This is a genomic window from Desulfurivibrio alkaliphilus AHT 2, assembly GCF_000092205.1.
GTDB classification, from domain to species: domain Bacteria; phylum Desulfobacterota; class Desulfobulbia; order Desulfobulbales; family Desulfurivibrionaceae; genus Desulfurivibrio; species Desulfurivibrio alkaliphilus.
In genome coordinates, this window is sequence record NC_014216.1 from 2,955,145 (window position 1) to 2,978,246 (window position 23,102).

The window sequence follows — 23,102 nt, forward strand, 5'->3', positions numbered from 1 at the left end:
CATGAAGGAGCGCGCAATACCATCAACCGGGGTGGTGATTGAACCTCGACGGGAAGCGGGGGAGCCGGAGTTGAGCGGGCCGGGGCTGTTGCCGGTAAATCCCGCCGAGGCCCGCATGGCCGCTGCCATGGCCCGGGAAGCTGGGTGGCGGCGGTACTCTTTTTTCCCCGGCGCCCTCCATGCGACCCCGACCGGTGGAGCCTGGCTGGCCGGGCCGGCGGTTGGCGCGCCGGTGGCGGTGATGGCCCTGGAAAAGCTGGTGGCCCTGGGGGCTACGGCGGTGATTTCCGTCGGCTGGTGCGGGGCCCTGGCCCCCGGGGTCGAGGTGGGGGATATTGTGTTGCCTGACACCGCCTTGAGCGAAGAAGGTACTTCGGCCCATTACCCCTTTGCCGGGCAATCCGTTGCCGCCGATCCCGCATTGAACCTGAAACTTCAACGGCTGTTGGTTGGGGCCGGTTTCACCGTGCATGGCGGGCCGGTCTGGACCACCGACGCCCCCTACCGCGAAACCTGGGCCAAGGTGGCCCGTTACCGCCGTCGGGGAATTTTGGCCGTGGAGATGGAGTTTGCCGCCCTGGCGGCAGTGGCCGCTTACCGTGGGGTGCCGCTGGCCTCGGTGCTGCTGGTTTCGGATCTGGTGCGGGAGGAGCAGGCCTGGGAGCCGGCCTTTCGGGGGCGTGATTTTCGCCGTCGGGCGCGCCGGTTGCTGCTGCTGTTACATGAATTTATAACCGTTGAGTGAGTTTTTTTAGCATGAAAACCATACATTTAACCAGTCTCGGCTGCCCCAAGAACCTGGTGGACTCCGAGCTTATGCTGGGGCAACTGGTGGAAGAGGGCCTGCGCCCGGTATCCGAGCCCGGCGAGGCCGATGTGCTGCTGGTAAATACCTGCGGTTTCATTCAATCGGCGGTGGAGGAGGGGATCGATACCATTCTGGGGCTGATCGAGCAGAAAAAATCCCCGGCGGTGCGGGTGGTGGTCTGTGGCTGCCTGGTGCAGCGCTACGGTTCCGGCCTGGTCGAGGAATTACCGGAGGTTGATCTCTTTCTGGGCACCGAAGAGGTGAGCAGCATCGCCGCCCGGCTGCGTGCCCTGGAGGAAGGTCGGGCGGCGCCGGAGTCTGGCTCTGTGCCGGCCGGTGCTCCGGCGGCCGACAGCCTGCGTTATCGCCCGGTTGACGACCTCCAGCGTTTTCTGCCCAACGCCACGCTTCCTCGCCGCCTGACCACCCCCGCCCATCGCGCCTATTTGAAAATTACCGAGGGTTGCGGCAACCGCTGTTCCTACTGCATGATTCCCGCCATCCGCGGCCCACTGCGCAGCCGCCGGCCGGCGGACATCCTGCATGAGGCCCGGGCCCTGGCCGCCGCCGGGGTAAAGGAGCTGACCCTGGTGGCCCAGGACCTTACCGCCTACGGCCTGGATCTGGGGCCCGGCGGCCCCCGCCTGCCCGATTTGCTGGCCCAACTGCACCGGGAATTACCGGCCGCCCAGGTACCATGGATCCGCCTGCTCTACCTCTACCCCTCCCGGGTTAACGACGAGCTGCTGGAACTGGTGGCGGCCAACCCCCGCATCCTGCCCTATTTCGACCTGCCTTTCCAGCATGTCGCCGACCCGGTGCTCAAGGCCATGAACCGCCCCTATGGCGAGGCGCTGGTTCGGGAACTGGTGGACCGGGTTCGCCGGCTGGTCCCCCGAGCTGTAATCCGCAGCACTTTTATGGTTGGCTTTCCCGGCGAACGGGAAGAGGACGTCGAGGCCCTGGCCGCTTTCCTGCGCGATTGCCGGTTGGAGCACGTGGGAATGTTTACTTACTGCAACGAAGAGGGCAGTGCCGCCGCCACCCTGCCGGGGCAGGTGCCGGAAGAACTCAAGGAGCAACGGTTCCAGCGCCTGATGGCCCTGCAGGCGGAGATTTCGCTGGCGGCCAACCAGGCCCGGGTGGGGCAGGTGGAAGAGGTGCTGGTGGAAGGGGTGAGCAGCGAAACCGAGCTGCTGCTGGAAGGGCGCGCCTGGTTTCAGGCCCCGGAAATCGACGGCTGCGTGTACATCAACGAGGGTAACTGCCGGGCCGGAGAACTGGTCCGGGTGCTGATCAGCGAGGCCCACCCGTACGATCTGGTGGGCGGCATCGTGTAACCGTTCAGCAGCACCACATCTTGCGGCGATCGAGCCGGCTCACGTACTGAGGTACGCATCGCCGTCTCGCTTGCCGCAACCTGCGGCACTGCTGAACGGTTACGGCCCGTTAAAACGGTAAGTTAGTGCCCTTGGTGAACGATTGCGGTATCGTCAGCGATTGAGCTTTTCCCGCAGTTCCTTGCCGACCTTGAAAAAAGGCAGTCTTTTGGGCGGAACTTTGATTTTTTCTCCGGTTTTGGGGTTGCGGCCGTAGTACGATTCGTACTCCTTGACCACAAAACTGCCAAAGCCTCGAATCTCGATGTTTTCCCCCCTGGCCATGGCCGCCGTCATGGCTTCCAGGATGGTTCCGGTTACGGCTCCGGCCTCGCGGATCGGCAGTTCGGTGTTGCGTGCCAAGGCTTCGATCAATTCCGACTTGTTCATTGGTCATACCTCCTTGCTGCCGGCCCTGGAACAGTGACGGTGCCCCGTCAGGCTCATGAAATAATATCAAGCTTTATAATATATCTATCTTTTTCGAGGGGTGAATGCAAAAGATATTTATCGTGGGGCAAGTGTCGCCGGTGGTTTATTTGTTCCCCGGCCGGAAAAGCAACTGGAGATCCTCGGGGCTGAGCCGGCGGTAGCGGCCGGTGGGCAGGGAGCCCAGGCGCAGGCCGCCATAGGCCACTCTTTTTAGTTGCAGCACCGGATGGTTGATGGCGGCAAACATCTTGCGGACCTGACGTTTGCGACCCTCATGGATGATGACCTCCAGGGTGGTGCTCTCCTGGTTGCGGCGCAACTCCCGGATGCGGGCCGGCCAGGTGCGGCGGCCTTCCAGCATAATGCCCCGGCGCAGTTGCTGCAGGGCCTCCCGGTTGGGGCGGCCTTTTACGGTGGCATGGTAGGTGCGGTTGATCTGGCGGCTGGGGTGGAGAATGTTCTGGGCCAGTTCGCCGTCGTTGGTCAGCAGCAGGGCCCCTTCGGTGTCCAGGTCCAGGCGGCCCACCGGGAAGAGGCGTAAGCCCGGCTCGTTGATCAGGGAGGTGACGATGGGGCGACCCTGGGGGTCGGCCATGGTGGTTACGTAACCGGCGGGTTTGTTGAGCAGTACGGTGAGTTTCCGGCTCGGCGGCAGCACCGGTTGGCCGTCGAAGGTAACCTGCTGGCGCTCCGGGTCGATGGTCAGGCCCATCTGGGCCACCGGCCGGCCGTCCACCTGCACCCGTCCCTGGGCGATGTACTCCTCAGCCTTGCGCCGGGAGGCGATGCCGGCCCGGGCCAGAAATTTTTGCAGCCGCTCCGCCATTTATCAGTGGTAGTCGCCCCGGCGGTACTTGGCGGTTTCCAGGTAGGAAACGGCAGCCACTTCTTCCAGGATTCTGGCCAGGGGGTCCTGCGCTGGCAGTTCGCCTTTCAGTTCCAGCATGGCGGCCACTTCGTTTTCCAGGGCGTTGATGTAAGGTTCCAGCTCTTCACTTTGCACCGCCGGATTGCTTAAGGCGTTGCTGAAGGCCTCCAGGGTGGCGATGGTGTTTTGCGAAACCTCCAGGCTTTCCAAACGCAAATGGGCCGGCACCGGGCCGCTGCTTGCCGTGGTCTGCTGGACGCCGGTGGCCGGTTCGGTATTGCCGGCACCCTGCAAGTGGCTTTGCAGGATGGCGGCAAAATCGGCACTGCTGCCGGGGCCGGTGCTTTTGCCGCTGCCGGGGATGTTTTGCTGCTGCAGGATATCGCTGATTTTCATCGGTTTGCCTCGGGGGTTCTGGTTCCACGCCAACACCGTTGTTCGTCAATATACCTCATCGGTCAACACCCCGTCAAACATGAACAAAACCTGCCGTAAGCGGCCACGGGGCACCCCATCTTGCGGCGATCAGCCCGGCTTGCGTACTGATGTACGCGGCACCGGTCTGCTTGCCGCAACCTGGGGCACGCCGTGGCCGCTTACTGTTTTAAGGCAGGCAACATGGGGCAGGGCAACGTCAAAGTCGCTTGGGGCTGGACGGGGTTCGCGGCCCCCACCCCGGTGCCACAACCAGTGACTTTGACGTTGCCCTGTATCAGGGGGTGCTTAATATCCTGGTAGGATTTTGCCGATCTTGCTGTCCACCAGGGCCTTGGTGGCCGGGTCCACTTCCAGTACCGGCGGGTACCAGGGCTTCATCCGGCAGTCGAAGACCACCGGGGGGGTGAGGCCCTGGTGGAAGCGGCGTACGGTTTCACAGCCGGCGGCGTGAATATCGGCCGCCGGTTCAAAGCGGGTGAAAAAGGTCCAGATAAATTCCTGCAGGTTGACCGTGGCCCCTGCCAGGTCGTCGACCAGGAGCACCACCGGCCACTCCGCCAGGTCGGCATGGGCCGCCAGGCGGGCGGGTAGCTCTTGCTCCTGCTCATAGCTTTGCCCCTGGACCACCAGGGTGCCCGGCAGCATGGCCTTGGCACGCTCACAGCCTTGGGGCAGGGTGCCATGGAAGTCCTCGGGTAACACCCGTTTGGGCTCCCGGCCCAGCCCCAGCAGCATCGCCTTGGAGCCTGAATTGACCGAGGGGCCGGTGTAATCCAGGGTGTCCTGGGAGACGTTGGCAAAGACAAACAGGTCGGTGCGCCAATCCACCCGTTCCAAAACGTGGCGCCACAGGGCCGGGAAATCGGCCACGTCCAGTTCGCCGTCGGTGACGATTAAAAATTTGGTCAACGACAACTGCCCCTCTCCCAGGATCCGCAGGCCGGAGGCAAAGGCTTCGCGAGGGTAGCGGTCGGTGACCCGGGCGGCGGCCAGGCAGTGAAAGCCGGCTTCACCAAAGGTTTTCAACTGGCGCACGCCGCTCATCACCAGCGGGAACAGCGGCGAGAGCAGTTCCTGGAGAAAATCGCCGATGAAAAAATCCTCCTGCTTGGGCCGGCCCACCACGGTGGCGGGATAAATGGCATCTTTGCGATGGTAGAGCCGCTGGGCCTGGAAGATCGGGTAGTCGTGGGTCAGGGAGTTGTAGCCGTAGTGGTCGCCGAAGGGCCCTTCCGGGCGGCGCACATGGGGTGGCACTACCCCTTTGACGGCAAATTCGGCGTTGGCCACCAGGGGGTGACCGCCGGCCGGATCGGCCGCCATGGGCAGTTTTTTCCCCAGCAGCAGCGAGGCCAGCAGCAGCTCGGGAATGTTTTCCGGCAACGGCGCAATCGCCGCCAGCATCAGGGCCGGCGGACCACCGATGTACAAGGTCATGGGCAGTGCCTCGTTGCGTTTTTCCGCCTCGTGGTAGTGATAGCCGCCTCCCTTGTGGATCTGCCAGTGAATGCCGGTGGTGGTGTCGTCATGGCGCTGGATCCGGTACATGCCCAGGTTGTGTCCCCGGCCCAAGGGGTCTTCGGTGTAAACCAGAGGCAGGGTAACAAAGGGGCCGCCGTCGCTGTGCCAGGAGGTGAGCATGGGCAAATCGGTGAGCCTGGGAGGGGTCTGCCTGGTTTCGAGAATCGGGGCCCGGCTGTTTCTTTTCAGCCCGATACCGGCCGCCTGGCGCAGCAGGCCACGTTTTTGCCACAGCTTACCTAAGGTCGGCGGCAGCATGGTTTCCACGGTATGCACCAGTTCCTGGACAAATTTAATCGGTCGGCGGCCAAAGGCCAGTTCCATGCGCCGGGCCGAGCCGAAGAGGTTGGTCACCACCGGGAAAGCGCTGCCTTTGACCTTGCTGAAAAACAGGGCCGGGCCACCGCCGGCGATCACCCGGCGGTGGATTTCGGCAATTTCCAGATAAGGATCAACCTCGGTTTCGATGGTAACGATTTCCTTTTCCCGGCGGAGTATTTCAATAAACTGTCGCAGATCGTGGATAACTGGCTCGCTCATGGTATTTTTTTCTCCTGGTCGGGGTTGGGAGTTGTATCTTGCGCCGGCCTGCAAAAATGGGTAGTGTGCTAGCCTTCTATATCACCCTGCGTCGGCTTCGTCCGGTTCACCGCCTGTTGCCAACCAGGTCGCACGGCCGGGTGAAGGGCTTTTGGACGCGGTCCGGGTTATGGCTGGTTGTCGCTGGTGAACAACCGGTGGTACTCTTCATCGTTCAAATGTTTTTGCATCATCGCCGTTAAAAAATCAAGAACGGCGGCGATCTCCCGGTCGCTGAGGCGGGGGATCAGGGCGGCCAGCAGTTCGGGCCGGGAAAAGCGCTGGATCAGGGCGGCCAGTGAAGCCTCGTCGGTGGGCCGGTCCAGCCCGAAACAAATTTGTTCAAGGGGGAGGGTGGGACGAGGGTTGTCCATTCTGTTGTCTCCTGTGGTGGTCGGGGGTTACGGCGCCGAAAAAACAGCTTATGGTCAAAAAAGACACCTCTGCGGAAGACAAGGCGTTGCTCAATGGTTGGGCCGATTTCGGGGACGGGGTCCATGCTACCCGATCTCCGCAAATTATCCAACAGGCACTGAACGCTATTATCCGCCAGCATATTTTTTGCATTGTGGTGGCCAAGGGTTACGAGTCCGGCAAGGTGGTGCTGCTGGAGTATGACCAGCACCGGATCGTGCTGGACCGTCCCAACGACTGGCCGGCAGAGATGTCATCCCAGCCCCTGAGGATCCTGTTCAAGGACCGGACGCAGTTGTGGAATAAGTTTGTCGTCGAGTTGCTGGAGGTGACCGACGATAGCCTGATCACCACCATGCCATCCAAGTATGTCCGGCTGCAGCGCCGGGACAATTACCGGGTGGACGCGCCCCGGGGCAGTCGGGTGCTCTTTCGGCACCGCGGGGAGCTAAAGGATTTCGGTATCGAGAACATCAGCGCCAACGGGGGGATGTTTGTCAGCCCCAGCCGCAAAGTCTACCTGCCCTTGGGCGATTTGCTCACCGATATGATCATGCGCTTTCCCGTCACCGACGAGAAAGAGGCGGAGGTGAAAATCGGGGAAGGCCGGGTGGTGCGGAGTTGCGATAATGATCGCCGGGAACTTTGTTTCGGGGTGCAGTTTTTGATCAAGGGACCGGAAGAGAAAGAGTTGCTGCAATATGTCCGGTTGCGGGAAAGGGAGATGCTTCGCAAAGGGATGGCGGATTAGTGGAAGAGGTTAGATTGATGGGGTTTTTCCCGGTTTGTTTGCAACTTGAAAAAAGACGCTGTGTGGTGGTCGGCGGTGGTGAGGTGGCCTGGCGAAAAGTAGAGGGCCTGTTGGCCTGTGGTGCCGCGGTGAAGGTGATCAGCCCGCAGTTGCAGGAGAATCTGGCCCGGTACCGGGAGGCGGAAGAGATTGACTGGCTGGCCCGGGAGTACCGGGAGGGTGATCTGGCCGGCGCCTTTCTGGTGATCGCCGCCACCGACGACCAGGAGGTGCAGGCCCGGGTTCACGCCGAGGCCGAGCAGGGCAACCTGTTGCTCAATGTGGCCGATGTGCCTAAGTGGTGCAACCTGATCCTGCCGGCGGTGGTCCGGCGGGGTGAGATGACCATTGCGATTTCCACCGGCGGTGCCAGCCCGGCCCTGGCCGGCAAATTGCGGCGGCAGCTGGAGGGCAGTTTCGGGCGGGAGTATGAGATTCTGCTCCGACTGCTGGCCGCCCTGCGGCCCCTGGTGCTGGCCCGCGGCGGTGACCACCGGGAAAATAAACGCCTTTTCAAGGCCCTGGTGGCTCCGGATCTGGCCGCCTGGATCCGTGAGGAGCGCTGGGATCTGTTAAAAGAACATGTCCACAACACTTTGGGTGGGGATGAAGTGCTGGCCTGCGTAAACGAATTGCAACGCGGGTACTGATTAGCCAAGTTTTCTGAGGGTGCAAGCTATGGAGATCCTTTTTCAGGCGGTTTTTGCCCTGTACCTCGGGGCGACCATCACTGCCCTGGTCTGTTTTTTCAATCTTAACCAGCGGTTGCGCCTCATGGCCCGCGGTCTGCTGGGGACGGCGGCGGGGTTGCATACCGTTTACCTGCTGGTGCGCTATTTTGCCGCCGGCCATACCCCGGTGGCCAGCAGTCATGAGGCGGTCTCATTTTTTGCCTGGTCCCTGACCATGGCCTATCTGGCCTTTCGCTGGCGTTACCGGGTTAAAAACTTTGCCGCCTTTGTCCTTCCCCTGATTACCCTGCTGATGCTGGTGGCCCTTTTTTCCCCCGCCCGCCTGGTGGAGTTGCCGCCGGCCATGCAGAGCTGGTGGTTGCCGGTGCACGGGATGATCGCCCTGATGGCCAACGCCTTTCTGGCCCTGGCCTTCTGCGGCGGGGTGATGTATCTGCTGCAGGAGCGGGAGATCAAGCGCAAGCGGATGGGTTTTTTCTCCGAGCGGCTGCCCTCGCTGGAAGCCCTGGACAACCTCAACCAGCACTGCCTGAGCATCGGCTTTCCCCTGTTGACCCTGGGGATCGTCACCGGCTCACTCTGGGCCCGCCAGGCCTGGGGAACATACTGGCAGTGGGACCCCAAAGAGGTTTGGTCGTTGATCACCTGGCTGATCTACGCCTCCATGATCCACCAGCGCTTTACCGTGGGCTGGCGGCGGCGGCGGGCGGCGATCATGGCCATCGTCGGCTTTGCCGCGGTGCTGTTCACCCTGTGGGGCGTCAATTTGTTCCTGGGAGGGGTGCACACCTATGCTGGCTGAGAAAATTTCCTGCCTGGGGGTGAACCACCAGACCGCGCCGGTGGAGATTCGGGAAAAGATGGCCTTTTCCGGTGATTGCCTCAACCCCCTGGTGCAGATTAAAGAAATCCCCGGTTGTGATGAGTGCTGTTTTCTCTCCACCTGCAACCGGGTGGAGGTGTTGCTGGTGGCGGAGCCCGAAGCGGCCACCATCGCCGCGGTGCGGGATTTTTTGTTTGCCGGCAGCGGCTTGAGTGCCGCCGAGGCGGAAAAATACTCGTACCTGCGCACCGGTGAGGCGGCGATCAATCATGTCTTTCGGGTGGCCTCCAGCCTGGATTCCATGGTCCTGGGTGAGCCCCAGATCCTGGGGCAGCTCAAGGACGCTTACCGGCTGGCCATGGAGCATAAGGCCACCGGCCCGATTTTGCATCGCCTGCTGAGCAAATCCTTTTCGGTGGCCAAGCGCATACGCACCGAAACCAGCATCGGCAGCAGTGCCGTTTCCATCAGCTTTGCTGCGGTGCAGTTGGCCCGCAAGATTTTGGGCGATCTCACCGGCAAAACGGTGCTGCTGGCCGGGGCCGGGGAAATGGCTGAACTGGCCGCCGAGCACCTGCTGGCCCAGGGGATCGGCAAGGTGGTGGTGGCCAATCGTACCCTGGAGCGGGCGGTGAACCTGGCCCGGCGTTTCAACGGCGAGGCCGCCTCCCTGGCCGAGCTGGTGCCGAGGCTGGCCGAGGCCGATATTCTGATCAGCTCCACCGGTTCCCCGGAGTTGATTTTGCGCCGGGATGATATGGCGCCGCTGATGCGGCAGCGCTACAACCGCCCCATTTTCCTGATCGACATTGCCGTGCCCCGTGACCTGGATCCGGGGCTGAACGATCTGGATAACATTTATCTCTACGATATCGACGACTTGCAGCAAGTGGTGGAGGTCAACAAAGGGGAGCGGCGCCGAGAGGCGGACCGGGCCGAGCGGATCGTCGAGGAGGAGGCCATCAAGTTTCTCCAGTGGCTGGAGAACATGGAGTTGGCCCCGACCATCACCGAACTGCGCCGCCGGGCCGATGAGCTGCGCCGGGCGGAACTTAGCCGGACCCTGGCGGCCCTGCCCGGGCTGACGGCGGAACAGCAGGGAGCGGTGGAAAAAATGAGCGGCGCCCTGGTCAATAAATTGCTGCACCACCCCATGCTGTTTCTCAAGAGCGCTGAGCGCCCCGAGGACCGGAGAAGAAATCTGCTGCTGTTACGCAAGGTGTTCGGCCTGGATAACGGCGATAATGGTGATGCTGGCCCGTGAGCGGCCACACTGATGCGCCCGTCTGCTGAGCGGCGGCGAAAATTTTTACGTCGTTGACAAACCGGCGCCGGTCGGATAAGTTTCCCCGTTTATCGCTTTTTTGATCATGTTTGTTCTGGTGTGCCTGGGGGCAGTCAACCCTTTGGCCGGCACCGGCATTTTTAACGATTGCCAGAGGAAGATTTATCATGAGTAAGAGAACCTACCAACCAAGTAATACCAAGCGGCACCGGACCCATGGCTTTCGGGTGCGGATGAGCACCAAAAACGGCCGGGCCGTGATCAACCGCCGGCGGGCCAAAGGTCGCAAGCGGCTGGCGGTATAAGCCCGGCGGCCGCATGGCATCGTAACCGCTCAGCCGCACCGCATCTTCGGGCGATCAGCCAGGCTTACGTACAGGGGGTACGCCGCGCCTGGCCGCTTGCCCGAACCTGCGGCACGGCTGAGCGGTTACGGCCCGTTAAACCGGTAAGTTAATACCCCTGGCGAACGCTTACATGGCATCCTATACCCTGCCCAAGTCCGCTTTGATTAGAAAACCCGGCGAGTACCGGCGAATTTACGCCCAGGGTCGACGGGTGCGGGGGGATAGTTTCGCCTTGGTCTACCGCGAGGCCGACCATGCCGTCGGTCCCCGGCTGGGCATCAGCGTCTCCGGGGTTAAATCGGCGGTGCGCCGCAACCGGATCAAGCGGATTATCCGCGAGCTTTTCCGCCTGAACCGGACGGAGTTGTCTCCCTCCCTGGAGCTGGTGTTCACTGTGCGGCGGGGGTTCAGGCCGGATTCCCCGGCGGCGGTGGCGGCTGCGTTGCGGCGGCCGACTGCGGGGCGGCGGGAACTGGCCGGTTTGAGCCGGGAACCGGGGGCGAGTTGATGATGGCCGAAAACTCCGCCAACAGCCCTGTCGGCCAGCCCCCCGAAGTGAAATCTCACTCCGGGAGTCCTGTCCCTGGTGGTTTGCGGGCCTTACCGCGTCGCGGCTGCCTGCTTCTCGTGCGTTTTTACCAACTGGTCATCTCTCCGCTTTTTCCACCCAGTTGCCGTTTTGTCCCCACCTGCTCCGAGTACGCCCTGGAGGCGATTACCAGGTACGGGGTTTTACGCGGCTGCTACCTGGCGTTTAGGCGAATCCTGCGCTGCCATCCTTTCAACCCCGGCGGTTTTGACCCGGTTAAGTAACTCTTAAGGAATCCCTCGGTTATGGATAATTATCGTGCTCTGATCGCCATTGTGTTGTCCATGGCGGTTTTGTTGATTTACCAGTTTCTCTTCATGCCGCCTCCCGCGCCGGTGACCGACGCACCCGGCGAGGCCGAGAGGGTTGCCGCCGAGCGGTCGCCGGCCGCCGAAGCCCTCTCCCCGGCCGATTTGGCCGACCCGGCCTTGGTGGAAGAGGCGCAAAGACCGGTGGATGTTGCCAGCCTGCTCGACCCTGCCGATCGGGCCCGGGAGATCCGGGTGAAAACCGGCCTCTACACGGCGGTGATCTCCGAAGCCGGCGGGGTCTTGCAAAGTTTTACGCTCAACGAATTCAGGGAGACGGTGGACCCCGGTTCCCCGCCCAAGGATCTGATCCGGGTGGAGCCCGATGATGGCCTGCCGCTGCTTTTTTCCTGGGGGGTGGAGCCGTCCCGGGCTGAAATGCTGCACTATACCGCCGACCGCGAGCGGCTGGTGGTGGGGCAGGGGCAGGAGCGCACCCTGACCCTGCGGGCCCAGTCGCCACTGGGGCTGGAGTTCATCCGCACTTACACCTTCCGCGATGGCGACTACCTGATCGATGTGGCAGTGGAAGTGGTTAACCGGGGCGAGGTGCCCCTGCAGGGGGCGCCTTACCTGACCCTGGTTAACCGGCCCTTTGTGGCAACCGGCGACCCTCTGGAACATTTCCTCTTCACCGGCCCGGCGGCTTTAGTGGACAACGAGGTGCAGCAGGTCAAGGTCAAGGATCTGGCCGGTGAACGGGCCGGCCGCAGCTTCACCGGCCGGGTTCGCTGGGCCGGTTACCATGACTCCTATTTTCTTACCAGTATCATCCCCCTGGCCACCGACCAGGCCACGGCCCACTTTTCCTCCCGCCGCGATGAACTGGTAACCACCGTGCTGGCTTCTGCGGCGGATATTATTCCCGCCGGCGGGGCGCACCGTTATGATTATATGGTCTATTTCGGGCCTAAAAAGCTGACCCTGCTCAATGAGCTGGGGCACGATCTGGCCCGCGCGGTCAATTTCGGTTGGTTCGATTTCCTGGCCCGGCCGACCTTCTATCTGCTTCACTTTCTCTACGGCCTGGTGGGTAACTACGGGGTGGCCATCATCCTGGTGACGATTATCATCAAGGCTGCCTTCTGGCCGCTGACCCAGAAGGGTTTGAAGTCCATGAAGGTGATGCAGAAGATCCAGCCCAAAATGACAAAATTGCGGGAAAAATACAAGGATGACCGGCAGCGCCAGCAGCAGGAGATGCTCAAGCTTTACCAGACCTACAAGGTCAACCCCCTGGGGGGATGCTTGCCCATGCTGCTGCAGATTCCGGTCTTCTTCGCCCTTTACAAGGTGCTGCTGCAGTCCATCGAGTTGCGCCATGCCCCTTTTATGCTCTGGATCAACGATCTTTCCGCGCCGGACCGGCTCTACATCGGCTTTGATATTCCCTGGCTGGGCGGGATCCCGGTTTTGACCCTGCTGATGGCCCTGAGCATGTTCGTACAGCAGAAAATGACCCCCATTTCCGATCCCATGCAGGCGCGGATCATGCTTTTTCTGCCGGTGGTTTTCTTTTTCCTGTTTCTTAATTTTGCCTCGGGGCTGGTCCTTTACTGGTTCATCAACAACGTCTTGACCATTGCCCAGCAGTATATGATTTATCGCCAGAAAGACTAGAGGACGGCTTGCGATGAGTGCATTGATGGAATATAAGGGCGCCGATGTTGAACAGGCCATTGCCGGTGCCTGCAGTGCTTTGGGGGTTGCCCGTGAGGCCTTGGAAATTCAGGTGATCAGCACCGGCTCGGCGGGCATCTTCGGCCTGGGGCGGCGTCAGGCCGTAGTCCGGGTGCGTTTGCGGCCGGATTCGGGCATGGCGGATGAGAGCGCCGTGGGCAATGGGGCGACCAAGGCGACTGTGGCCAAGGCGACTGTGGCCAAGGAGACTGTGGCCAAGGTGATGGAGGCCAAGGCTGCCGCTCAAGCCGAGCGGCGGGAGGACACCGCCGAGCAGCCCGAACCGGTCGACCAGGAACAAGCCGCTCCCGCTGCCGCTGCCAAGGCATCGGCCCCGGCGCCGGCCGAGGCGGGGTCGCGCAGTCCGGTGGAGCCTTTGAATGATGCTGAATTGGCGGCGGTGCAAAGCACCATCGCCCGGCTTTTGGAGTTGAGTGTCGGCCCGGCGGCGGTTCATTTGCAGCAGGACGAGAACGGCGGTAAGCTGCTGGCCGATTTGCAGGTGGATGGCGATGCCTCCCGGAGGGAACAATTGGTCGGCCCCCAAGGGCAAACCCTGGAGGCCCTGCAGTATCTGTTGCGCAAGATGGTAAGCAAGCAACTGGGCAAAAGGGTGGCGCTGGAGCTGGATGCCGCCGGGTTTAGAGCCGAACGGCGGGAGTCTTTGCAGGCCCGGGCCCGCGAGTTGGCCGCAGAGGTGAAAAGTACCGGTAAAACCAGGACCATGGCGGCCATGGGCCCGGCGGAACGGCGCCTTGTCCACTTGGCGCTGCAGGATGACCCCGAGGTGCGCAGCCGCAGTGTAGGGGAGGGGGTGTTCAAGAAAGTGCTGGTGCATCCCCCGGGTAAAGGTCGGCGGCGCCGCAAACGCTAACTCGTAAGCGGCTGCGCGGCTCTCCAGCTGGCGGCGATCAGCCCGGCTTGATGAGGGGACAGTTTTGAAAACTGTCCCCGATTACGCCGGGCTGTCTGCTGCCTCTTCTCTTGAGGATTATTTTATTGTTGGCCGGGTTTTCCCGGTTTTTGTTTTTATGGAATCATTTGCCGACTTTGATCAGGCCACCATTGCCGCCATTGCCACCCCGCCCGGGGCCGGGGGGATCGGGATTATCCGGATCAGCGGGAGCCGTGCCCGGGAGATACTGTTGCAACTCTTTCGCCCGGCCCGGGGGGAGGTTGCATCCGGGCGCAGTCATCAGTTGCGTTACGGCTGGATTGTCGAGCCCGAGAGCGGGCGGCCGCTTGATGAAGTGATGGCGGTTTATATGGCTGCGCCGGCCACCTATACCCGCGAAGACGTGGTGGAAATCCACGGCCATGGCGGCTATGTGGTGCTGCGGGAGATTCTGGGCCTGATTCTGGCCCGGGAAGGGGTACGGGCCGCCGAGGCCGGGGAGTTTACCAAGCGGGCCTTTCTTAACGGCCGCATCGATTTAACCCGGGCCGAAGCGGTGCTGGATGTGCTTAACGCCGGCACCCGGGAAGGGCTGAACCTGGCCATGAGCCAGTTGCAGGGCGGGTTGCAGCAGCAGCTTGAACCGGTGCGCCGGGCCCTGCTGGAGGTGCTGGCGGTGGTGGAGGTGGCCATCGACTTTCCCGATGAAGATGCCGAAATCATCGATACGGCCGCGTTAGGCCGCCGCCTGGAGCTTGAGGTGCGCCAGCCCCTGCAGGAACTGCTGGAACGGGCCGACCGGGGCCGGATTTTCCGCGAGGGCGCCACGGTGGTTATCCTGGGCCGCCCCAACGTGGGAAAATCCAGCCTGCTCAACGCCCTGCTGCAGGATGAACGGGCCATTGTCACGGCCATTCCCGGCACCACCCGGGATACCATCGAAGAGTGCCTCAATATCCACGGGATGCCGTTGCGGATTGTCGACACCGCCGGCATCAGGGAGACCACGGAAGAGGTCGAAGGCATCGGCATTGAGCGCTCCCGCCGCCGGGTGGCCGAGGCCGACCTGGTGCTGCTGCTGGTGGAGGCCGGCAGCGAGCCGAGCTCGGAAGATATGGCCCTGTTTGACAGTGTGCGGGAGAAGAAGGTGCTGGTGGTGGTCAACAAGCTTGATCTGCTGGGCGACGCTTCCCCGGCCGCCGCAGAGGCGGCCCTGGCGGCCTGGCGCCACCGCTTCCCCGGCCGCGAGCTGACCGGGATTTCGGCCCGTGCTCGGGTCGGATTGGAGCAACTGGAGGATCTGGTCTTTCGCCTGATCAGCGGTGATGAGCCCCGCGATCCCGGCTATGCCTGCGTACCCAACGCCCGCCACCGGGCCGCCCTGGCCAGGACCCTGCCGGCGCTGGAGCGAGTTCAGCAAGGGCTGGCGGCGGGGCTGGCGCCGGAACTGCTGGCGGTGGAGCTCCAGGCGTGCCTGGGCAGTCTCGGCGAGATCATCGGGGAGGTCGGCAGCGAGGAGTTGCTGGACACCATCTTTTCAAGCTTTTGTATCGGGAAATAGTAATCGCTCAGTCGATGGGAGAGAACTGGCTTTTGTCGGCCCCGCAAATCGGACAGCTCCAGTTTTCCGGCAGCTCGGCAAAGGCCGTGCCCGGCTCGATGCCGTTTTCGCGATCACCCGTCTCCGGGTCGTAAATATAGCCGCAAACGTTACATTCATACTTTTGCATGATCTCACCTCCTTATATTATGAACTTTGTTCATAATGCGCCAGGGCGAGGGCGAGCGTCAAGCAAAAATCACTTACCAACTAAAAGCGCCGGAGCGCAGAGGGTTGAGAATGGGATTGATGCCCCCGGGAGAAACATTGTTCAGCGCCCAGCAGATCGCTTTGCGGATTGCGGCCCTTGGCAGGCAAATTTCCGCCGATTATCAAGGGCGCGAGCTCCTGGTGGTGGGGGTCTTGAATGGTGCCTTCATTTTTACCGCCGACCTGGTGCGGGCCTTGTCGGTGCCGGTGACGGTGGATTTCATCCGGGCCGCCAGCTACGGGCAGGGATCATCTTCCAGCGGGACGGTGCGGCTGAGCAAAGAGGTGGAGCAGCCTTTGGCCGGCCGCCATCTCCTGCTGGTGGAAGATATTGTGGACAGCGGCCGGACCCTGGCTTGTTTGCGCGACCACTTGCGGCAGCGGGGGGCGGCCTCACTGCGGGTCTGTGCCTTGATTGACAAAACCGAGCGCCGGGAGGTGGAGGTGGCGGTGGATTACCCGGGGTTTGTGGTCCCCCACGGCTTTCTGATCGGCTACGGCCTCGATTACGGCGAACAGCACCGCCAGTATCCGGCCATTTACCGGCTTAGTGAGGAACATCTGGAAAAATGAATGATGATTGCTTGATGCAGCAGGACCGGAACTTCCTCTGGCACCCCTTCACCCAGATGCACGATTACGCCCACCGTGATCTGCTGCTGGTCGACCGGGCCCAAGGGATAAGGTTGTACGACCGGCAGGGGCGGGAGTATTTCGATACCATCTCTTCCTGGTGGTGCATTGTCCATGGCCACAGCCATCCCACCATGCAGCACTATGTTCGGGAGCAGCTTGCGCGGCTGGATCAGGTGCTGCTGGCGGGGATCAGTCATGAGCCGGCGATCCGGCTGGCGGCCAAGCTGGTGGAGCTTACCCCGCCGGGCTTGAGCAAGGTTTTTTATTCCGATAACGGTTCCACCGCCTGTGAGGTGGCGGTGAAGATGTCGCTGCAGTACTGGCAGCAGAGCGGGCAACCCCAGCGGCGGGAGCTGGTGGCGCTGGAGCGCGGTTATCATGGCGACACCATCGGCACCATGAGTCTAGGGGGAGTGCCGGAGTTCCACCAGGCCTTTGCCCACTTGATGTTTCCCTCCCACCGGCTGCCGCCCCCCAATTGTTACCGCTGTCCGGCCGGGCAATTGCCGCCGCTGAAGATTGCCGGTGGTGCCGGCGCCGGCCTGGCGACCGGCGAAGCTGACTCGCCGGCACCGCCGTCGGCGGCGGGTGCGCCGGACCGGGATGAACCCTTCGGGGTGGCCGGAGAGGTGTTGCGCTGCGACTGCCAGTGCCTTGAGCCGCTGGCCCAGTTGCTGGCCGCCGAGGGGGAACGGATCGCCGCTTTGATCCTGGAACCCAGAATCCTTGCCGCCGGGGGGATGATTATCTATCCCGCCACTTGGCTGCGGCGGGCTGCCGAGTTGACCAGAAGCTACGGGGTGCACCTGATCTTTGACGAAGTGGCGGTGGGTTTTGGCCGCAGTGGCACCATGTTTGCCCTGGAGTCCGCCGGGGTGACGCCGGATTTCCTCTGCCTCTCCAAAGGGCTGACCGGCGGCATGCTGCCCATGGCGGTGACCATGACCAGCGATGAGATTTACCAGGCTTTTTATGGCGAGTACGGCGAGAATCGGACTTTTTTCCACGGCCACACCTTCTCCGGTAACCCCTTGGCGGCAGCGGCGGCCTTGGGCTCGCTGGCGGTGTTTGCCCAGGAACAGACCATGGCCGGCCTGCCCGCCAAAATGGCTCATCTGGATCGCTGCCTGGAACGGTTCAAGGAGTTGCCCTGGGTGGGCGATCTGCGCCGCCTGGGGATGATTGCCGCCCTGGAACTGGTGGAGGATCGGGCCACTAAACGCCCCTATCCGGCCAGCCGGCGGGTGGGCTGGCCCATCTTCCTGGCCGGCCTGGAACAGGGTCTGCTGCTGCGCCCCTTGGGCAACATCGTCTACCTCTGGCTGCCGTTAAGCACCACCCGGGAAGAAATCAGCACCATTACCGAAAAAATGTGGCAAGTTCTGAGCAATCCGGCCAATATAGCCGGTGCATGACAGCCCTGGGCAAACGGGCCGAAATAAAGGAGTAAGCAAGGCTGTACAACCATCGCGGTCCCGCCGGCGGCATAAGCGTCGGCGGGCTTGGCGCCCGTAGCTCAGCTGGATAGAGCACCGGCCTTCGAAGCCGGGAGTCGCAGGTTCGAATCCTGCCGGGCGCACCAGGAAAAAACGCCGCCGGAACACCACGGCGGCTCTGATATTGTTGCGTATACCCCATTTTTTTATCCTGTCACCCGGAGGCGGCCATGAGTTCTGACAATGTGGTTTTCCTTGAGGTTGTTGAGTGGTTTGACCACGATGGGGTTGAACTGGCCCATCGCATCCCCGAGCGGGGCTCGGGGGAAATCAAATTCGGCGCCCAGTTGATTGTCCGGGAGACCCAGGCGGCCACCTTTTTTTACAAGGGCAAGGCCTGTGACACCTTCGGCCCCGGCCGCCACACCCTGACCACCGCCAATATCCCGATTTTAACCAAGATCCTGGCCGCTCCCTGGGCCATGACCAGCCCCCTGCGCACCGAGATTTACTTTACCAACCTCAAGATCTTTCCCAACCTGAAATGGGGCACCCGCGATCCGGTGGCCTTCCGGGACAGCGAGTTGGGCCTGATTCGCTTGCGGGCCCACGGGGTGTTTAATCTGCAGATCGTGCAGCCGGCCCTCTTTATCAGCACCCTGGTCGGTACCATGCAGCGCTACAGCAGCGCCGAGATTGAAGAATATCTCAAGCGGGTGATCGTCTCCCGCTTCAACGACCATCTGGGCAGTGAACTGGACACTCTTTTTAATTTGCCCGGCCGTTACGAAGAGCTCTCCGCCGGCCTGCAGGAACGCTTGCAGGAGGACTTTTCCCACCTGGGCCTGGCCTTGAACCGGCTCTACATCACCTCCATCACGCCGCCCCCCGAGGTTCAGAAGACCATCGACGACAAGAGCCGGCTGGGGGTAATCAGTGACCTGGACCGGCTGGTGAAGCTCAAGGCGGCTCAGGCCATGGAAAAGGCCGCCGAATCCCAGGGGGCCGCCGGCAACGGGCTGGGGATGGGCATGGGGTTGATGCTGCCCTCAATGTTTTCCTCCGCCCTGCAGCCGCAGGCGGCTCACCAGGGGAGTGGCGCCGCCACCGCCGCCCCGTCGCAGAGCAACTGTGCCGAATGCCGGGGGGTGATTCCCGCCGAGGCCCGGTTTTGTCATCATTGCGGGCACCAGCAGGTGGTCCTGCAGCAGTGCCAGCACTGTGGCAAGAACCTGACCCCCAACGCCCGCTTCTGTCCTCAGTGCGGCCAGCCCAGCGATACCGCGCCCCCGGCGCCGGTCTGCGGCCGCTGCCAGGCGGAAAATCTGCCCGGCTCAATGTTCTGCAATCAATGCGGAGAACGCCTCTAACAGCCTGTTGCAAAAAGGGCTTAATGCAAGCCGGTCCGGCCAACTGCCGGGGGAGGTTGCCTTTAATCCATGGAACTGGTTCTGGAATGCCGCCAGTGCGGCGGTCCCATTGCCCTGCAGGAGACCGATCATCTGGTGACCTGCGGCTATTGCAACGTCAGCACCTACCTGGCCGGCAGCGACTATTTTCGGCTGACCCTGCCGGCCCGGCCCGGGTTTGACGAGTTGCTCCAGGTGCCCTACCTGCATTTCCGGGGCTGTTTGTACTCCTGCACGGAAAAGGGGGTGGCGGGCAGGATCGGCAACCACTCCCTGCCGGGGGTTACACTTCCTTTCCTGCCGCCCAACCTCAGTGTGCGGACCCAGGCGCTGCCAATGCGCTTTGCCGCGCCCTCCACCGGCAACTTTCTGGGTAATCGGTTAACCACGGATAAGGTGCTCGCCTGGCTGGGCCGCAACATGAGCCCGGTGGCCGGCACCGTTTTTCACCAGGCCCTGATCGGGGAAAGCGTGCAACTGGTTTACCTGCCCATTGCCCGCCGGGGTCGCAAGTTTTTCGATGCCGTTGCCGGTACCCCGTTGCCGGGAACGGCGGATGAGGCGGAGGAGGACGTCGCCGCCTTGCGGGAACCGGAGCCGGCCTGGCGCTTGCACCAGTTGGCCACCATCTGCCCCGGTTGCGGCTGGAACCTGGAGGGACCGCGGGACACCAATGTCCTTTTCTGCCGTAATTGTGTCAGTGCCTGGTGGTTCCGGGATGGTCGTTTTAACCCCTTGGTATACACGCTGGTGCCTTCCCGCCGCCGGGAGGTGCTTTACCTGCCGTTCTGGCGTATTGAGGCGGCGGGGTCGCCGTTGCCCCTGGCCAGCCATGCCGACCTGATCCGCCTCACCAACCAGCCCAGGGTGGTCCAGCCCGACTGGGAGGGGCTGCCTTTACGGTTCTGGGCTCCGGCCTTCAAGATCAGGCCGGATCTTTATCTGCAGCTGGCGGCCCGGCTTACCCTGGCCAAGCCGGAGTTCGATCAGGTCGAGGCGCTACCGGCCGGTGAGCTGCCCTCGGTTACCCTCCCCCAGGGGGAGGCGATCCAGAGCCTGGTGCCCATCCTGGCCAATTTAACCGTTAACCGCCGCGAGGTATATCCCGCCTTGCCGGAACTGGCTTTTGCCATCGGTGACGTTCGGCTCTACCTGCTGCCCTTTTTAACATCCGGTTACGAACTGCATCAGGAGCAGACCGGAGTGCTGGTCAACCGTCGGGCCCTGGAGTACGGTCGCGCCCTGTAACCGCCCGTTGCCGGAGGGTTAGTCGGCCAAAAGTTGTTGCATTACCCGTTGCAGGTCGGCCAGCATGATCGGCTTGTTCAGCCGGGCGGCAAAGCCGTGCGCCTGGTAGTCGGCCAGCACCGGGTTGTCGGCGTAGCCGCTGGCCACCACCACCCGGGCCTTGGGGTCCAGCGCGTGCAGCTTTTGCACCGCTTCCTGACCGCCCATGCCGCCGGGGATGGTCAGGTCCATGATTACCAGGTCGAAGGGGTTGTTGGCGTCGCGGGCGGCCCGGTATGCCTCCAGGGCCTGCTTGCCGTCCGTCACGGTGCTGACCTGGTGCCCCAGGTGTTCCAGGGTCTGCTGCAGCACCCGGCGGACCATCTCTTCATCATCCATGACCAGAATCCTGGCTTGCCGCTGCTGCTCCGGTGCGGTGGCAGGTTTTGTAGGCGGCAGGCTTTGCCGGCTGGCGGGTAACAAAATGGTAAAGGTGGTGCCGGTGCCAGGCTCGGAGGCAATCTCGATATAGCCGTCGTGTTTGCTGACAATGGAATGGCAAATGGCCAGTCCCAGGCCGCTGCCGTTCTCCTTGGTGGTGTAGTAGGGGTCGAAAATCAGTTCCTGGTCTTTCTGGGGAATCCCCGGTCCGTTGTCGCTGATGGTGATGGCGACAAATTTGCCCGGCCGGCGCGGCCCTGGCGCCTCGTTTTCGGCCAGGTTGCAAGCGCCGATCAGCAGCCGCCCGTTTTCGCCCATGGCCTGGCGGGCGTTGAGCACGATATTCTGGATCACCTGGCTGATTTGCCCCTGGTCGATTTCCGCCAGCCAGAGGTCGTCGGCAATCTGGTACTCGCAGCTAACCCCGCTGCCCCGCAGCACGAAGGCGGCGGAATCTTTGATTACCGCCACCAGGGAGGCGAGCTTGCGGATGGGGTCGCCGCCGCGGGCGAAGGTCAGCAGTTGCTGGGTCAGCCCCTGGGCGCGCAGGCCGGCTTTTTTGGAGTCGGCCAGCAGGTTGAGCAGTTGCTCGGCGTCAGGTTGCTCTTTTTTCAGTAAAAAGCGGGCCAGGTCGATATTGCCCATGACGGCGGTGAGCAGGTTGTTGAAATCATGGGCAATGCCTGCGGCCAGCAGCCCCACCGACTCCAGCTTTTTGACCTTGAGCAGCTCTTTTTCCAGGCGTTGATGCTCGGTCATGTCCCGGAACACCAGCACCACGCCGATAATCTCACCTTCCTGGTCGTGGATCGGGGCCCCGCTGTCGGCGATGGGCCGCCGGCTGCCGTCCTTGCCGATCAGCACGGTATGGTTTTCAAGGGCAATAGTCCTCCTGCTGGCCAACACCTGGTCCACCGGATTTTGGCAGCTCTCTCCCGTCCGTTCGTTAATGATTTGAAAAACCTCCGGCAACGGGCGCCCGGCGGCTTCTTCGGCACTCCAGCCGGTGAGCTGGCTGGCCAGGTTGTTGAGCAGCATGATGCGCCCTTGGCGGTCGGTGGTGATTACCCCGTCACCGATGCTCTGCAGGGTAATGGCCAGCCGTTCTTTCTCGTTGGCCAAGGCCTGTTCGGCCATCTTCCGGTCATGGATATCACGTACCACCGCAATTACAAACTGCTGGTCGTTGAAGCTGGCCAGCCGCAGCGATACCTCCGACCAGAAGAGCTCGCCGTTTTTTCTCCGGGCATGCCACTCAAAGCGTTGCGGGCCCTGGTTGATGGCGGCAGTGATTTTGCGACCTGCCTCCTCCATGGTGTAGGGTGGCACGTTGGCGCTGACATCGGCCACCGTCAAGCTCAGTGCTTCCTCGTAACTGAAGCCGTACATTGCCAGCATCGCCCGGTTTACGTCGGTGATTCTGCCGCTGGGGGATTCATGGATGAAAATGGCGTCACTGGGGGCGTTGAAAATGGTGCGATAACGCGCCTCGCTGACCTGCAGGCTGGCCAGTTGCCGGCTGTTTTCCTCCGACAGCCGATGCAGCTGCCGGTTGCGTATTTCCAACTCGTTGATCTGGCGGGCCACACTTTCCTGCAGGTGGTTGAAGGCGGCGGCCAGCAGCCCGATCTCGTCGCGGCTGTCTGTTTTTATCGCCTGGCTGTAATCGCCGCCGATGATCCGCCGGGTGGCGGTCAGCAGTCCGTTGATTTTGCGGCTTGCCAGATGGCCGCCCCAGAGCAGCAGCAGCAGGGCCAGGGGCAGGGTAAGAGCGGTGATCAGCAGGCTCTGGTAAAGAACCTGGCTGCGCAAGCCGGCCAGACCGGCCAGCGACAACCCGAAGCGCACCGTCCCGACCCGGGTTTCCCCGGCCAGGGTGAGGTCCATTTGGGCATGGTAGGTCAGATCATCAAGGGCTGTCAGCACCGAGCTGTCCGGCGCGGGGAGGCGGGTGTCGTCCCCGGCGGCGGCCAGGATCTCACCACGCAGATTTTCCACCACAATATAGTTGATTTCGGTGTCGGGCGAGAGCACCAGTTGCTGGACGATGCTGTTGATTTCGCTGTGATCGCGCTGGAATACCCGAGCGGCCAGGGAGGCGTTCAGCAGGGGTTGCAGGGCGTCCAATTGTGCCTTGGTTTGCGCCTCCAGGGCATCGGTGGCCAGGCGGTGGCTGTTGGCCAGGACCACCCCCAGCGTGCAGGCGATGGTCAACATCACCACCAGCACCACTTTGAAGCGCAGCGAGCGCCACCAGGCCAGGCCGGTGAGGTTGTCCAGGGTTGCCAGGGGCAT

Annotated in this window: 23 protein-coding genes and 1 tRNA gene; 17 read left to right on the forward strand and 7 right to left on the reverse strand. The window is 62.3% G+C overall.

Features of this window, described 5'->3' with window-relative positions; all coding sequences use genetic code 11:
- The first annotated feature begins 1 nt into the window (after nt 1).
- Both DAAHT2_RS12880 and rimO read left to right on the forward strand, forming a co-directional pair.
- Nucleotides 2-745, forward strand: coding sequence for a nucleoside phosphorylase (locus DAAHT2_RS12880; protein ID WP_013164716.1), 744 nt, complete (start codon nt 2-4; stop codon nt 743-745).
- Nucleotides 746-756: 11 nt separating this feature from the next.
- Nucleotides 757-2,148 (forward strand): 30S ribosomal protein S12 methylthiotransferase RimO, encoded by a 1,392-nt coding sequence (gene rimO, locus DAAHT2_RS12885; protein ID WP_013164717.1) that lies wholly within the window; start codon nt 757-759, stop codon nt 2,146-2,148.
- Nucleotides 2,149-2,301: 153 nt separating this feature from the next.
- Here the strand turns inward: rimO and DAAHT2_RS12890 are convergent, their stop codons facing one another.
- From DAAHT2_RS12890 to DAAHT2_RS12910, 5 genes are all read right to left on the reverse strand, one after another.
- Complete coding sequence (locus DAAHT2_RS12890; protein ID WP_013164718.1) at nt 2,302-2,577, reverse strand: HU family DNA-binding protein; 276 nt, start codon at nt 2,575-2,577, stop codon at nt 2,302-2,304.
- A gap of 145 nt (nt 2,578-2,722) precedes the next feature.
- On the reverse strand, nt 2,723-3,445 hold the full coding sequence (locus tag DAAHT2_RS12895) for a pseudouridine synthase (RefSeq protein WP_013164719.1): 723 nt from the start codon (nt 3,443-3,445) through the stop codon (nt 2,723-2,725).
- Nucleotides 3,446-3,448: 3 nt separating this feature from the next.
- A complete protein-coding gene (locus DAAHT2_RS12900; RefSeq protein ID WP_013164720.1) occupies nt 3,449-3,883 on the reverse strand; it encodes a hypothetical protein in 435 nt (144 codons plus the stop codon).
- A gap of 327 nt (nt 3,884-4,210) precedes the next feature.
- A complete protein-coding gene (locus tag DAAHT2_RS12905) occupies nt 4,211-5,986 on the reverse strand; it encodes a UbiD family decarboxylase (RefSeq protein WP_013164721.1) in 1,776 nt (591 codons plus the stop codon).
- A 167-nt stretch (nt 5,987-6,153) separates the two neighbouring features.
- Nucleotides 6,154-6,399, reverse strand: coding sequence for a hypothetical protein (locus tag DAAHT2_RS12910; RefSeq protein WP_013164722.1), 246 nt, complete (start codon nt 6,397-6,399; stop codon nt 6,154-6,156).
- 50 nt (nt 6,400-6,449) lie between these two features.
- Between DAAHT2_RS12910 and DAAHT2_RS12915 the strand changes: the two genes are divergently transcribed.
- From DAAHT2_RS12915 to mnmE, 10 genes are all read left to right on the forward strand, one after another.
- Nucleotides 6,450-7,190, forward strand: a complete 741-nt coding sequence (locus tag DAAHT2_RS12915) for a PilZ domain-containing protein (protein WP_013164723.1) — start codon at nt 6,450-6,452, stop codon at nt 7,188-7,190.
- Nucleotides 7,191-7,207: 17 nt separating this feature from the next.
- The gene (locus DAAHT2_RS12920) at nt 7,208-7,879 is read left to right on the forward strand and encodes a precorrin-2 dehydrogenase/sirohydrochlorin ferrochelatase family protein (protein WP_013164724.1); all 672 of its coding nucleotides are present in this window, start codon (nt 7,208-7,210) and stop codon (nt 7,877-7,879) included.
- A 28-nt stretch (nt 7,880-7,907) separates the two neighbouring features.
- Complete coding sequence (gene ccsB, locus DAAHT2_RS12925) at nt 7,908-8,723, forward strand: c-type cytochrome biogenesis protein CcsB (protein WP_013164725.1); 816 nt, start codon at nt 7,908-7,910, stop codon at nt 8,721-8,723.
- Nucleotides 8,713-10,008: a glutamyl-tRNA reductase gene (hemA, locus tag DAAHT2_RS12930; protein ID WP_013164726.1), complete on the forward strand. Its 1,296-nt coding sequence runs from the start codon at nt 8,713-8,715 to the stop codon at nt 10,006-10,008. Before ccsB ends, hemA begins: the two co-directional genes overlap by 11 nt.
- Nucleotides 10,009-10,196: 188 nt before the next feature.
- Nucleotides 10,197-10,334, forward strand: a complete 138-nt coding sequence (rpmH, locus tag DAAHT2_RS12935) for a 50S ribosomal protein L34 (protein ID WP_013164727.1) — start codon at nt 10,197-10,199, stop codon at nt 10,332-10,334.
- Between the two features lie 172 nt (nt 10,335-10,506).
- The gene (gene rnpA, locus DAAHT2_RS14110; RefSeq protein WP_013164728.1) at nt 10,507-10,884 is read left to right on the forward strand and encodes a ribonuclease P protein component; all 378 of its coding nucleotides are present in this window, start codon (nt 10,507-10,509) and stop codon (nt 10,882-10,884) included.
- Nucleotides 10,885-10,994: 110 nt separating this feature from the next.
- A complete protein-coding gene (yidD, locus tag DAAHT2_RS12945) occupies nt 10,995-11,189 on the forward strand; it encodes a membrane protein insertion efficiency factor YidD (RefSeq protein ID WP_435051042.1) in 195 nt (64 codons plus the stop codon).
- A gap of 21 nt (nt 11,190-11,210) precedes the next feature.
- On the forward strand, nt 11,211-12,893 hold the full coding sequence (gene yidC, locus DAAHT2_RS12950) for a membrane protein insertase YidC (protein ID WP_013164730.1): 1,683 nt from the start codon (nt 11,211-11,213) through the stop codon (nt 12,891-12,893).
- 13 nt (nt 12,894-12,906) lie between these two features.
- Nucleotides 12,907-13,827 (forward strand): Jag family protein, encoded by a 921-nt coding sequence (locus DAAHT2_RS12955; RefSeq protein ID WP_013164731.1) that lies wholly within the window; start codon nt 12,907-12,909, stop codon nt 13,825-13,827.
- A gap of 64 nt (nt 13,828-13,891) precedes the next feature.
- The gene (gene mnmE, locus DAAHT2_RS12960; RefSeq protein ID WP_245526850.1) at nt 13,892-15,409 is read left to right on the forward strand and encodes a tRNA uridine-5-carboxymethylaminomethyl(34) synthesis GTPase MnmE; all 1,518 of its coding nucleotides are present in this window, start codon (nt 13,892-13,894) and stop codon (nt 15,407-15,409) included.
- A 7-nt stretch (nt 15,410-15,416) separates the two neighbouring features.
- Here mnmE and rd read toward each other — a convergent pair whose 3' ends face one another.
- Nucleotides 15,417-15,578: a rubredoxin gene (gene rd / locus DAAHT2_RS12965; protein WP_013164733.1), complete on the reverse strand. Its 162-nt coding sequence runs from the start codon at nt 15,576-15,578 to the stop codon at nt 15,417-15,419.
- Nucleotides 15,579-15,688: 110 nt separating this feature from the next.
- Here rd and hpt point away from each other — a divergent pair, with 110 nt between their 5' ends.
- The 5 genes from hpt (at nt 15,689) to DAAHT2_RS12990 (ending at nt 20,387) form a co-directional block, all read left to right on the forward strand.
- Nucleotides 15,689-16,231, forward strand: coding sequence for a hypoxanthine phosphoribosyltransferase (gene hpt / locus DAAHT2_RS12970; protein ID WP_013164734.1), 543 nt, complete (start codon nt 15,689-15,691; stop codon nt 16,229-16,231).
- Nucleotides 16,228-17,709, forward strand: coding sequence for an aminotransferase family protein (locus tag DAAHT2_RS12975; RefSeq protein ID WP_013164735.1), 1,482 nt, complete (start codon nt 16,228-16,230; stop codon nt 17,707-17,709). The genes hpt and DAAHT2_RS12975 overlap by 4 nt, the downstream gene beginning before the upstream one ends.
- 90 nt (nt 17,710-17,799) lie before the next feature.
- Nucleotides 17,800-17,876 (forward strand) — tRNA-Arg (locus tag DAAHT2_RS12980).
- An 84-nt stretch (nt 17,877-17,960) separates the two neighbouring features.
- On the forward strand, nt 17,961-19,100 hold the full coding sequence (locus tag DAAHT2_RS12985) for an SPFH domain-containing protein (RefSeq protein ID WP_013164736.1): 1,140 nt from the start codon (nt 17,961-17,963) through the stop codon (nt 19,098-19,100).
- 69 nt (nt 19,101-19,169) lie between these two features.
- Nucleotides 19,170-20,387, forward strand: a complete 1,218-nt coding sequence (locus DAAHT2_RS12990; RefSeq protein ID WP_013164737.1) for a hypothetical protein — start codon at nt 19,170-19,172, stop codon at nt 20,385-20,387.
- An 18-nt stretch (nt 20,388-20,405) separates the two neighbouring features.
- On the opposite strand, the gene DAAHT2_RS14115 is transcribed toward DAAHT2_RS12990, so the two are convergent.
- Nucleotides 20,406-23,102 carry a PAS domain S-box protein gene (locus tag DAAHT2_RS14115; RefSeq protein WP_013164738.1) on the reverse strand — a complete coding sequence of 899 codons (2,697 nt, stop codon included), beginning with the start codon at nt 23,100-23,102 and terminating at the stop codon, nt 20,406-20,408.